Here is a 12527-nt window from a genome sequence, read left to right on the forward strand (position 1 = left end):
TGCAGAACGCTACGCACCGGCCGGGCCCGCGTCGTCACCGTTGCAGCCGACTTTCCGGCATCCGTCTCAAGGATGACGTGCCGGTTCGGCGGATCCCGCCCGGGTGGACGCGAGGGACGCGGGGCAGCCTCAGCGCGTGAAGCGGCGGATCTCGTCGACGACCACCCCGGCCTCGGGGCAGTACGGGTCGATGACCGGGAAGTGCCCCGCGCCGTCGAGGAGCACGCATCGCACCGGCTCTCCCGCCCGTTCGGCCCCGGCCGCGAAGGCCCTCGTGACCTGCGGCGGGACGACGGTGTCCGTCGCACCGTGCACGATCGTCGTGGGAATGCCGGTGGGGAGCAGGGCCGCGGGGTCGGCGTACGGGCTCCGGGAGGCGTACCGGTTGGGTCCGCCGAGGAACTGGACGACGGCGCCGGAGCACACGTCCAGCCCGCGGGAGGTGGCGAAGTCCGCGATGGGAGCGAGGGCGACGACCCCGGCGACGGGGGGAGGCGCGGGGAGACGCCAGCGCGAACCGGGCGGCTGCCGGTGGCGCGCGGCGGCCCACAGCGCGAGGTGGCCACCCGCGGAGTGCCCGGTCAGGACGGGACGCGTGCTGTCGACGCGGCTCCACGGCCGCCGTGGGGGCGCGGGAGGTGCGCCGTCCCGGGGGGCGTCCGCGGTCGCGCCGGAGGCGTTCTCCGCCGCGGCCAGGTCTGCGATCATCGCGGGGAGGCGGTCGACGGCCAGGGCGACGTCGTCCAGCGTCTCGGGCCACCGCCCGGCGGGGTCCTGAGACGCCCCTCCGCTCGCCCCGGAGGCCGGGGCGGCCCCTGCGGCGTCCCTCTCCGGCGCCGGGCCCCTGCGGTACTCGACCGACGCGACGGCGCAGCCGACCGACGCCAGGCGGGCCGCGAGCGGCGAGATGTGCCGGCGGTCGTACGGGGCACGCCAGGCACCCCCGTGGAGCAGGACGACGAGCGGGGCCGGCCCCTCCCCGTCCCCTCCGCACGGTGCGAAGAAGTCGACGAGCTGGTCGGGGTGTTCGCCGTAGGGGAGGGTCGCGTCAGCGGGGACGGGCGGATACGACAGCACGGCCTCGGGGTCGCGCCGTCCGTCCGGGCGGGACCCCCCGCTCACCGGGCCTTTCGAGGCAGGGTGAGCGGGGAGCCCCGGAGTGTCCGGACCGGGCACGGGTCAGACCTCGTCCCCGTGTGCGTCGAGCACGTCGGCCAGGACACGGGCCGCACGCTCGGCATCCGCGAACGACGTGTAGAGCGGCGTGAATCCGAACCGCAGCACATCGGGACGCCGGAAGTCCCCCACCACGTCCCGCGCGATGAGTTCCCGCATCACCGCACCCGCGTCGGCGCACCGCAGCGCGATCTGGCTGCCGCGCTCCGCGTGCGCCGCCGGGGTGACCGACTCGACCCGCCCCAGCGGCACGTAGTGGCCCACGCACCGCAGGAAGAAGTCCGTCAGCGCCAGGCTCTTGCCCCGTACCGCCTCGACCGGGACGCCGTCCCAGACGTCGAGCGCCGCCTCCAGGGCGAGCATCGACAGGATGTCGGGCGTGCCGACGCGGCCCCGGAGGGAGCCGTCGGCCGGGGTGAAGGAGGCGGCCATGCCGAAGGGGTCGGCGTGCGAATTCCAGCCGGGGAGCGGCGAGTCGAACCGCGGCTGCAGCTCCCGGCGGACGTACAGATACGCCGGTGCGCCCGGACCGCCGTTGAGGTACTTGTACGTGCAGCCGACCGCGAGGTCCACGCCGTGCTCGTCGAGCCCGACCGGCAGGGCGCCCGCGCTGTGGCACAGGTCCCAGACCACGCGCGCCCCCGCCGCGTGCACGGAGGCGGTGGTGCCGGGCAGGTCGTGCAGACGCCCGGTGCGGTAGTCGACATGGTTGACGAGGGCGGCGGCCGTACGCGGCCCCGCGGCTCCCGGCACCTCCCCCGGCTCGACGGGGATCACGCGGCAGCCGGTGAGGCGGGCGGCGGACTCGGCGATGTAGCCGTCGGTGGGGAAGGTCGAGGCGTCGACGAGCAGTTCGTCCCGCCCCTCACCGGCCATCCGGACGGCCGCGACCACGGCCTTGAAGACGTTGACGCTCGTCGAGTCGCCGACGACGATCTGCCCCGGCGCGGCGCCGACGAGCGGGGCGATCCGGTCGCCGATCCGCTCGGGCGCCGTCCACCAGCCGCTCTCCTCCCACGAGCGGATGCGCAGCCGGCCCCACTCACGCTCGATCACGTCCGCCATCCGCCCGGGCACGCCACGTGGCAGGACGCCCAGCGAATTGCCGTCCAGATAGACGCCGTCGTCGAGGGCGAACCGCTCGCGCACCGCGGCCAGTTCGTCGGCCGCGTCCAGGCGCGCCGCCTCGTCCGCGAGCGCGCCCGGGGCGATCGCCTGGGCCGCTGGGGTCTTCTCGTGCACCGTCATGGTCTCCTCACGCACCGCTGCGGTGCGGCTCGGGGATTCAGACATGGCTGCGCGCCGTCCACAGCTCGGGGAACACATGCTTCTGAGCCCGCTTCTCCAGCCAGGCCACCCCCGCGGAACCTCCGGTCCCGGTCTTGGCGCCCATCGCCCGCCGCGTGGCGACGAGATGGTCGTTGCGCCAGCGCCAGACCAGCTCGGCGACCTCGGTCAGCGCCTCGCCGAGTTGCACCAGCTCGTCGCCCTGACCTCCTGAGTAAACCTTTTGCCAGGCGCGCTCCACATCCGGGGAGGGCTCGTGGCGCAGGCTCGGGTCGCGGTCGAGGACGGCGCCCGGGATGTCGTACCCGCGGCGGGCGAGGAGCCGGATCACCTCGTCGTAGAGGCTCGGCTCGGCCAGCGCCTTCTCCAGCTCGGCGTGGACACGCGGGGCGCCGCGGTGCGGAACCAGCATGGACGCCGACTTCTCACCGAGCAGGAACTCCATCCGCCGGTACATCGCGGACTGGAAGCCGGAGCCCTCACCGAGCGCACTGCGGTACGCGTTGAACTGCGCCGGGGTCAGATGCGCCAGCGGCTTCCAGGAGGCGTTGAGGGACTCCAGCTCCCAAGTGGAGCGCTTCAGGGCCGCCATCGCGACCGGCAGGTCGTCCTGGCGCATCGCCTCGGCGGCCGTCTGCCACTCGTGCACGACGGCGGTGAACCACAGCTCCATCACCTGGGTCGTGACGAGGAAGACCATCTCGCCGGGGTCGTCGGAGAGCGGGTGCTGAAGGTGGGTGAGGACATCCGCCTGGACGTAGTCCTCGTACGGGGTCGTGCCCGCGAAGTCCAGGTTCGGGGCCTCGACACCGGGGTCCGCGCCGCTTTCGGGACCGGTTCCGGGCGCGTAGGGGTCGTGCGACATCGCTGTCTCCTCGTGCGTGCTACCGGGTAGCGGTCCGCTCCTTCCTCTCGGCGTCGGAGCCCCGGTCCCCTCGCCGTGCGCGATATTCGGATCGCGCCGGCCACAGCATCATCCGTGGCTCCCTCGCGGTACGGCAAGGGCCTGCCCGGGGGGCGTCCCGGGCAGGCCCTTCGAACCCGCGGACGAACTGCCCGCTGATCAGCACGGATCAGCGCGGCGGTCCGCCGTGGACAACGGGTTCCGGTGGTCGCGGTGTTGCGGTGATCAGGTGAGGGTGTCGGCCGCGGTCGGCGACGACTCGCGCAGGAAGCCGGAGCAGCGTTCGTACTCGTCCTGCTCGCCGATGGCCTGGGCGGCGCGCGCGAGGGCGTGCAGCGCGCGGAGGAAGCCGCGGTTCGGCTCGTGCTCCCACGGCACCGGGCCATGGCCCTTCCAGCCGCTGCGGCGCAGCGCGTCGAGCCCGCGGTGGTAGCCGGTACGGGCGTACGCGTAGGACTCGACGACGCGGCCGTTCTCGAAGGCCCCGTCGGCGAGCTGCGCCCAGGCCAGGGAGGAGGACGGGTACTTCGCCGCCACGTCGGCGGGGGCCGTGCCCGAGGCGAGCAGATCGCGCGGCTCGGGGTCGTCGGGGAGGTGCGTCGGGGGCGGGCCCCCGAGAAGGTTTTCGTGAATGGCCATGACCTCAAGTCTGCCGGACGGCCGGAGGTCCGTGGTGCCCGGCGCACACTCCGCCCGCCGGTGGCACGGACAGCAGGGGGCCGTTGCCTTCACTGCGCGGTCGCGCCTGCGCGGAGGGTGCGCCCCCGCACGCGCCGCACTCCCGCGGCTACGCGGTGCCTCCCCCGCCGCCGGGATACGCCATCCCTACGCGGCGCTCTCCCCCGCCGCCGGGGTCCGCCGCGGCTCACCGGGCTTCCGCGCGTCCCCCGGGTCCAGGGGCGGCGCGTTCACCGCGCAGTACGTACGGCACTGGGCCCGGCAGGGCTGCGGCTCCCCGGACGGGGCCGGTGCCAGCGCGTCGGACCGTACCGCGAGCACCGCGATCACCGCCCCCACCAGCAGGACCCCGGCGCAGATCGGCATCGACCGCTGGAAGGTGGCGTCGAACTCCGTCGCCGACCGGTACGCCTCGGGCCCCGTGCCGGCCAGCAGCGGCAGCGCCGCCACGGCGATCAGCCCGGCCGCGCGCGCCACCGCGTTGTTGACGCCGCTCGCCAGGCCCGCGCGCGCCACCTCGACCGACGCCAGGACCGTCGAGGTGAGCGGGGCGACGAGCAGCACCATGCCCGAGCCCATGACCAGCAGCGCGGGCAGGATGTCAGCCCAGTACGAGGCGCCCTGGCCGACCCGCAGCATCAGCAGCATCCCCGTCGCGCACAGCAGGGGCCCCACGGTGAGCGGGATGCGCGGGCCGATGCGCTGCCCCAGCTCGCCCGAGCGGGAGGAGAGCAGCAGCATCATCAGCGTCGTCGGCAGCAGAGCGGTGCCGGCGGCGAGCGCGGAGTAGCCGACGACGACCTGGAGCTGGAGCACGGAGAGGAAGAAGAACCCGCCGAACGCGGCGTACACGCAGAAGGTCACCGCGTTGACGGCCGTGAACTGCCGGGAGGCGAAGATCTCGGGCGGCAGCATCGGGTCGCGCCGCCGTCGCTCCAGCCGTACGAAGGCGGCACCCAGCAGCACCCCGCCGACGGCAGCGCCGATGATGGCCGGGGAGGCGCCCTGCTCGGGCGCGTCGATCAGCGCGTACGTGACGGCGCCCAGGGCGAGCGCCCCGAGCACGGCCCCGAGGATGTCGAACCGGCCGTGGGCGTGCGGGTCCCGCGTCTCCGGTACGTGGCGCAGCGCGACGGGTACGCACACGGCGGCCAACGGCACGTTCAGCAGGAACACCCAGCGCCAGCCCGGTCCGTCCACCAGCCAGCCGCCCACGAACGGTCCGATCGCGGCCGCGACGCCGCCCAGGCCGGACCAGGCGCCGACCGCCCGCGCGCGGTCGTCCGGATGGAACGTGGCCTGGATGAGCGCGAGCGAGCCGGGGGTGAGCAGCGCGCCCCCGATGCCCTGGAGGGCCCGCGCGGCGACCAGCACGGCGGCGTTCGGCGCGAGCCCGCAGGCAAGGGAGGCGAGCGCGAACCACACGATGCCGATCACGAACACCCGGCGCCGCCCGAACCGGTCGCCGAGCGCACCGCCGAGCAGGATCAGCCCGGCGAGGGTGAGCATGTATGCGTTGACGGTCCACTGCAGTACGGCCAGGTCGGCGCCCAGGTCCTCGCCGATCCGGGGAAGGGCGACGTTGACGACCGTGCCGTCGAGCAGGGCCATCCCGGAGCCGAGCACGGTCGTCAGCACGATCCAGCGCCCGGCGGCCTCCGAGATCCGGATCCGCCCGGCGGCCGCGCCCGACGCGGCCGCCGACTCACCGGCCGCCGCCGGCACGTCTCCCGGCGTCGCCTGCGACCCGGGCTCGCTCGGGGGACGGCGCGAGGAGTCGCTCATACCGGGGATGATCCTCGCGTTCCCACCCCCCGGCCACCCCAGCCACGGCCCCGCGCGGCGAGGCGGAGTCGTACGGGAACGGGCCCGGCGCCTCCGTTCGAGGTGCCGGGCCCGTCGCCGTACGGATGCTCTGGGGCCTACTTCAGCTTGGTGCCCGTGGAGCGCAGGTTCGCGCACGCCTGTGTGACGCGCTCGGCCATGCTCTTCTCGGCGGCCTTGCCCCAGCTCCGCGGGTCGTAGACCTTCTTGTTGCCGACCTCGCCGTCGACCTTCAGCACACCGTCGTAGTTGCGGAACATGTGGTCCGCGACGGGGCGGGTGAAGGCGTACTGGGTGTCCGTGTCGAGGTTCATCTTCACCACGCCGTTCTCCAGCGCCGTGAGGATCTCCTCCTCCGTGGAGCCGGAGCCGCCGTGGAAGACGAAGTCGAACGGGTCCGTCTTGCCGGCCTTGGCAGCGACGCCGTCCTGGAGCTGACGCAGCAGGTCGGGGCGGAGCACGACGTTGCCGGGCTTGTAGACGCCGTGGACGTTGCCGAACGAGGCGGCCAGCAGGTAGCGGCCCTTCTCGCCCAGCCCCAGGGCGTCGGCGGTGCGCTCGACGTCGGAGACCGTGGTGTACAGCTCGTCGTTGATCTCGTGCGAGACGCCGTCCTCCTCGCCGCCGGTCGGGGTGATCTCGACCTCGAGGATGATCTTCGCCTTGACGGCCTCGGCGAGCAGCTCCTGCGCGATGCTGAGGTTCTCGTCCAGCGTCTCGGCGGAACCGTCCCACATGTGCGACTGGAACAGCGGGTTCCGGCCGCCCGCCACCCGCTCCTGGGAGACGGCGAGCAGCGGACGCACGTACCCGTCGAGCTTGTCCTTCGGGCAGTGGTCGGTGTGCAGCGCGATGTTCACCGAGTACTTCTCGGCGACGACGTGCGCGAACTCGGCCAGCGCGACCGCGCCGGTCACCATGTCCTTGCTGTACTGGCCGCCCAGGAACTCGGCGCCGCCCGTGGAAATCTGGACGATGCCGTCACTCTCCGCCTCGGCGAAGCCGCGGAGCGCCGCGTGGAGGGTCTGCGACGAGGTCACGTTGATGGCCGGGTAGGCGAACTTGCCTGCCTTCGCCCGGTCGAGCATCTCGTTGTAGACCTCGGGGGTTGCGATGGGCATCTGTCCGCTCCTTGTGATGTGCGGGTTCTCGGATAGGGCCCTGACCTAGGGGGCGACGTCATCGTCGGGGCCCATCTTCCCAGACGCGGACGTACGGTCCACCCGGCCCGGCTCCGCAGCCGTGCCGAGGACGGCGGCGAGGGGTGGAGAGTTTCACGTGAAACTCTCCACCCCTCGATGAATCCGCAGGTCAGAAGCCGTCGACCAGAGACCGCAGCGGCGTTCAGGTCGGGACTCGGCCCCGTCGTCAGCCGTCGAGACCGAGATCCGCCAGCCCATATGCCGGGACGTACGGCAGTCCGGCCTCCGCGATCGCGGGCGCGGCACCGCGCTCGACGATCACCGCGACCGCGACGACCTCGGCCCCCGCCTCGCGCGCGGCCTCGACGGCGGTGAGCGGCGAGCCCCCGGTGGTGGAGGTGTCCTCGACGACCAGAACCCGGCGGCCCGCGATGTCGGGCCCCTCGATACGGCGCTGCATGCCGTGCGTCTTCTGCGCCTTCCGTACGACGAAGGCGTCCAGCTTCCGGCCGCGCGCCGCGGCGGCGTGGAGCATCGAGGTGGCGACCGGGTCGGCGCCCAGCGTCAGCCCGCCCACGGCGTCGTAGTCCAGATCGGCGGTGGCATCCAGCATCACCTGACCGACGAGCGGGGCGGCCTCCGCGTCCAGGGTGATCCGGCGGAGGTCGATGTAGTAGTCGGCCTCCAGCCCGGACGAGAGGGTCACCTTGCCGTGGACCACGGCCTTGTTCTTGATCTGCTCCAGCAGGGCGTCACGCGCATCGCTCATGCCCCCGAGCCTAAGCGGTCGCCCGTCACAGCCTGCGCCAGGTCCAGGTCGTGGAGATCTCCAGCGGGTCGACCGGTGTGACCAGACGGGGCAGGGTGTTGAGGCCGTTGGGCGGACCGGACTGAGGCTCGACGCAGACCGCCTCGGCCTGCTCGTCGTAGAGGACGACCCACTGGGCGCGGCTGGTGACCCGCAGCTCGAGACGGCCCGGCCAGGTCAGGGTCACGTCCACGCCGTCCGGCATGCCGAAGCAGTCGTCCCAGGGGCTCGGCCGCGGGGGGATGCGGCGGCCGGTCGGCAGATGGTCGTCCCCGCGCTCCTCCTGCCACTCGGGCGTGAAGGAGACCTGGGCGTCCCCGCTGCCGTCACCGAGGTTGCGCAGGAACCACGGGTGCCAGCCGGCCTGCGCCGGGAAGGAGTCGCCGATCGTCTCGACCCCGAGGGTGAGGGTGACGGAGTCCTCGGCGAGTTCGACGATCTGCGTGACCCGGCCCGGATACGGCCAGGGGTCGGCCAGGTCGTAGGTGCAGACGGCGGAGGTCTTGTCCGTACGGGCCGTACGCCAGGCCGTGTCGCGGCCGGTGCCGTGGATCGCGTGCGGCGGGCTGTTGACGGGGAGTTGGCGCACCTCGGCCCCGTCACGGAAGCGCCCGTGGTCGACCCGGCCGCACCAGGGCACCATCGGGAAGGCACCGTACTTGGCGCCCTGCCGCAGCAGCTCCGTACCGGCGACGCGCAGCGAGCCGACGCGGCAGCCGAAGGCGGGGAGCAGGGTCAACTCGGCTTCGCCGGCCTCGAGTCGGATGCCGGAGCCGGATTCCGTCGTGTCGTGGGTCGTCACATCCCCGACCCTAGAGCCTCGTCCGGGGATGGGGACGGACCGGTCGACCGGTGTCCGGGCCCGGAGTCGGTACGGATACGAGAGCGCGGGCGTCCGGCGTCGTACGGCAGTGCGCGTCCTGACGGCAGCGGGGTACGCGTCCTCCCGGCAGCGCGATGCACGTCCTGACGGCAGCGCGTCCGTGATTCAGCGGCGGCGGCGCAGGATCCTGCTGACGACGACCGCGGACGCCACGAGCGCGGCGGCCGCCGGGGCGGCCCAGCGCAGCGGGACCGTCGTCGCGGTGGCCTCGGGCGCGGGCACCGGGGCGTACCGGCCGCGCGGCGGCGCGTGGTCCACCTCCTCGGCGCTGCGGCCGATCATGGTGCGCCGTGCGTGTGCGGCCTCGGCGGGCGGCTCGGTGCCGGGCCCGTCGTCGATGTCTTCCTCGAACGCGTCCTCAGCGTCGTCCTGCAGAGCCCGTACCGACTCGTCGTCCCCTGCGTCGTGCTCGTCGTCGTCGAGGTCGGAGAGCGGGTCCAGCGACGGGGGCGGCACCTCGGTCTCGAAGACCGACGGTGTCTCAGACGGGGTTCCGGGCCCGGTGTCCGCCGCGCCCTTCCCCTTCCCCTCATCCGGACGCCGGTCCGTGCCCTCGTCCGCCTCGGTCTCCGGCGAACCCTCTTGCTCCTTGGGCTTCTCCGTGCGCCGGTCGCCGGCGTGGCCGCGGTCGGGCTTGTCCGGTGACGGGATGCCGGGGATGACGCGCTGGTTGTCGTCGCCGGGATCGCTCGAACCGATCGGCGACGACTCGAGGCCCGAGGCCAGCTCTCCGGCGAAGCGGTCCAGCAGACGGTGCCCGGCGGCGGTGGCCGCGGATTCCCCGGACTCGGCCAGACGGCCCTCGCTCCGTACGGTCCCCGTGCACGTGACGCGCGTACCGCCGTCCGCCGAGGACAGCCGTACGTTCAGCGCGACCTTCACGGAACCGCTGCCGCGCGACTCCGTGCCCTCGCCCTCCACACTCAGGTCGCCGCCGTCCTGTTCGGTGACACGGAGGCTGCCGCGGTAGGTGATGGTCGAGTGGCCGATGCGCAGTCTCAGGCGGCCCGCGAACTCCAGGGGACCCCCCGGGGCGTCATGCGTCCCCCGCGCATCCTCGGCGTCACTCTGGAACCCCGGGATGCAGCGCGAGACGCGCGCGGGATCGGCCAGCGCCTGCCGCACGGTGCCGACGGAGAACGGAACGAACACCTCATGCTCCATGGAGACCGAGCCTACCCAGCCATCACCGTGAGGCACCCTCATCCGACCGACTTCCGTGGTCTCCGGACCCCGCGCGCGGTCTCCGGCCGGCTCCGCCACCCCCGCCGTCCTCAGTCGTCCGCGCCGGACGTCAGGACATTGCCCGTGGTGGCGTCGAGGAGCACCACGCGTCCCGAGTCGTCGTCGGCCGCGCCGGGTGCGGTCTGCGTGACCTGCCAGACGATCTTGCCGTCGTCGCGGGTGTCGATCTCCAGGGAGCTCAGTTCGGAGGGCCGGTAGGCGTAGGCGAGACGCACGGCCTGCTGCGCGGTCGTCCTGGCGAACCGCAGCCGGGAGACGTCGTCGTCGGGCGTCGCGTCCCGGTGGCGGGAGAGGAGTTCGGATCCGTCTCCGGAGACGGTGACGTCGTACTCGTCGATGTAGTCGTCGTTGTTCTGGTCCTTGCCCTTCGACGCGACGACGATCTCCCAGACCCGGTTGCCCCGGCCGTCCCTCTCCCCCTCGAGCTGGAAGGACGCGCCGCGGGGCACGGACACATCGGCGGTGTTGAGCGCGCGCAGGGCGTGCTCGACCGACTCCGGCGTGGACGCGGGAGCGGGCATCGTGCTCGGCGCACGGTCCTGTTCGCGGTCCCAGGCGCGGGGGGCCGAATCGGCACGGGAGTCGGAGGAGGACGGGTTCGCGCATCCGGTGAGGACGGCCGCCGCGGCCAGTGCGATCGCGCCGGCACAGAAACGGGAAGTGGTCCGGATTGCTGGCATGTGTCCCATGGGTCCCGTTTCTACACCCGACGCACCGTCAGCCGAGGTAGCGCGGGTGCATCAGCGTGGACGCGGGCAGTCCGGTCACCCGCTCGCCCTCGGCGGCCCGTCCGGCGGCGCGCAGCGAACCGGGCGTCAGCGAACGCACCCGCGGCCCGTCGTCCGGCAGCCGCAGAGGCGGGGGCCGGCGGTCGGACGAGGCGAGGACGAAGCCCCAGTCCCGGGGCTGGTCCCGGGACGCACGGTCCGGCCCGCGGGAGACGGCCGGGAGCCGCCCGTCCACCCGGTAGACCGCGGTCCGCAGCCCGGCGGCGCGCAGCGTCGCGTCCACGGTCCAGAACTGACGCGGCCGGACCGACAACGCCCCGGCGTGCACGGCGAACCGGCCGTCCTCGGCCATCACGCGCCGTACGAGACCGTAGAACTCCAGCGAGTAGAGCTTGGTGCTCGCGGTGATGTCGGGGTCGGGCAGGTCGGAGAGGACGACGTCGTACGGGCCGTGGCTCCGCGCCGCGCCCCGCAGCCAGTCGAACGGGTCGGCCCGTACGACCCGCACCCGGCGGTCGCCGAACGCGTCCCGGTTCAGGGCGGACAGCCCCGGATCGGTGCGGGCCAACCGCACGAGCTGCCGGTCGGGTTCGACCAGCGTCACCGACGCGACGCCGGGGTGGCGCAGGACCTCGCGCAGCGCGAGCCCGTCACCTCCGCCCAGGACGAGGACGCGGCGGTGCGGCCCGGCCATCGCGGGGTGGACCAGCGCCTCGTCGTAACGGAACGCGTCCCGGCCGCTGACCCGCAGGCGGCCGTTGAGGAACAGCGACAGCCACGCCACGGGGCGGTCGCCTGACGCGGTCACCGAACTGCGCCGCTCCGCACGGCCGTTCGCCTCCACGCCGTCCCCCGGGTCGGCACCGCCGTTCACTTCCGGGCCGAACGGGCCGGGCCCGCCCGGGGGCCTGAGGCCCGCGGCACTCCCGCGCCCTCCGACGCCCGCCTCCCCCGTGACGACGACCTCGCTCGCGCCCGTGCGGACGGCGACCCTCGCATCGGCCCCGTACACCGCGCGGCGTGCCGCCCGTTCGAAGGGCTCGACGAGGAGGGTGCCGCCCGCCAGCAGGGCCAGCACCAGGACGTTGACGCCGAGGAGGAACCACCGTGAGCGGGTGGTCAGTTCGCGGCGGAACAGCCACAGCACCGTCACCCCGCCCGCCAGCGCGTTCACCGCGCCGGTCAGGAGGGCCCCGCGCGGCTGGCCCAGGCACGGCAGCAGAAGGAAGGGGAAGGCGAGCCCGCCGACGAGAGCGCCCACGTAGTCCGCGGCGAAGAGGTCGGCGACGGCGCCGCCCGCGTCCTGCTTCCTGATGCGCTGGATGAGCGTCATCAGCAGCGGTACCTCGGCCCCGATCAGCACCCCGATGGTGGCGGAGAACGCGACGAGCACCGCGCGGGAGTGACCGAACCAGGCGAAGGCCGCGTACAGCGCCATCGCCGAGGAGCCGCCGACCAGCGCGAGCACGGCCTCGACCACGCCGAACCCCACGACCGGCTGCCACCGCAGCCGCTTGGCGAGCAGCGAGCCGATGCCCATGGCGAAGACCATCACGGACAGCACGACGGACGCCTGGGTGACGGAGTCACCGGACAAGTACGAGGCCAGTGCGACGAGTTCGAGCTCGTAGACCAGCCCGCAGGCCGCGCACACGAACACCGCAGCCAGGACCAGTAAGCGGCCGAGGCCCTCCGGAACGGGGAGTTCCACCGGGCCCTGCGGCTCCCGCTGCGCGGCCGCGCGCGGGATGCGGACCACGGGCGGATCAATCATGCGGGGAACGGTACGTCAGGCATTTCTGCGGACCTGTCACCCACACGGGTGCGTTGGGGGTTCTGCGCGGCTTGCGCG

11 protein-coding genes are annotated in these 12527 nt (G+C 73.5%); all 11 read right to left on the minus strand.

The annotated features are described in order from the left end of the window. Positions 1-129: 129 nt before the first annotated feature. Positions 130-1122, minus strand: a complete 993-nt coding sequence (locus ABZ822_RS06115; protein WP_360847592.1) for an alpha/beta hydrolase — start codon at positions 1120-1122, stop codon at positions 130-132. Positions 1123-1179: 57 nt separating this feature from the next. Continuing rightward, a complete protein-coding gene (gene kynU / locus ABZ822_RS06120; protein ID WP_360848790.1) occupies positions 1180-2424 on the minus strand; it encodes a kynureninase in 1245 nt (414 codons plus the stop codon). Positions 2425-2461: 37 nt separating this feature from the next. Next, positions 2462-3328, minus strand: a complete 867-nt coding sequence (locus tag ABZ822_RS06125; protein WP_360847595.1) for a tryptophan 2,3-dioxygenase family protein — start codon at positions 3326-3328, stop codon at positions 2462-2464. Between the two features lie 264 nt (positions 3329-3592). After that, on the minus strand, positions 3593-4006 hold the full coding sequence (locus ABZ822_RS06130) for a DUF3151 domain-containing protein (RefSeq protein ID WP_360847598.1): 414 nt from the start codon (positions 4004-4006) through the stop codon (positions 3593-3595). Between the two features lie 186 nt (positions 4007-4192). Then, positions 4193-5830 (minus strand): MFS transporter, encoded by a 1638-nt coding sequence (locus tag ABZ822_RS06135; protein ID WP_360847601.1) that lies wholly within the window; start codon positions 5828-5830, stop codon positions 4193-4195. Between the two features lie 137 nt (positions 5831-5967). Further along, positions 5968-6990: a class II fructose-bisphosphate aldolase gene (gene fbaA, locus ABZ822_RS06140; protein ID WP_360847604.1), complete on the minus strand. Its 1023-nt coding sequence runs from the start codon at positions 6988-6990 to the stop codon at positions 5968-5970. A 247-nt stretch (positions 6991-7237) separates the two neighbouring features. Beyond that, positions 7238-7780 carry an orotate phosphoribosyltransferase gene (gene pyrE, locus ABZ822_RS06145; protein ID WP_360847607.1) on the minus strand — a complete coding sequence of 181 codons (543 nt, stop codon included), beginning with the start codon at positions 7778-7780 and terminating at the stop codon, positions 7238-7240. Between the two features lie 25 nt (positions 7781-7805). Next, positions 7806-8621, minus strand: a complete 816-nt coding sequence (locus tag ABZ822_RS06150) for an aldose 1-epimerase (protein WP_360847610.1) — start codon at positions 8619-8621, stop codon at positions 7806-7808. A 186-nt stretch (positions 8622-8807) separates the two neighbouring features. Next, complete coding sequence (locus ABZ822_RS06155; RefSeq protein WP_360847612.1) at positions 8808-9866, minus strand: SRPBCC domain-containing protein; 1059 nt, start codon at positions 9864-9866, stop codon at positions 8808-8810. A 110-nt stretch (positions 9867-9976) separates the two neighbouring features. Next, positions 9977-10627, minus strand: coding sequence for a hypothetical protein (locus ABZ822_RS06160; protein WP_360847614.1), 651 nt, complete (start codon positions 10625-10627; stop codon positions 9977-9979). 37 nt (positions 10628-10664) lie between these two features. Next, complete coding sequence (locus tag ABZ822_RS06165) at positions 10665-12449, minus strand: spermidine synthase (RefSeq protein WP_360847617.1); 1785 nt, start codon at positions 12447-12449, stop codon at positions 10665-10667. Positions 12450-12527 lie beyond the last annotated feature (78 nt).

The organism is Streptomyces sp. NPDC047108, from assembly GCF_040643575.1.
Taxonomy (GTDB): Bacteria; Actinomycetota; Actinomycetes; order Streptomycetales; family Streptomycetaceae; genus Streptomyces.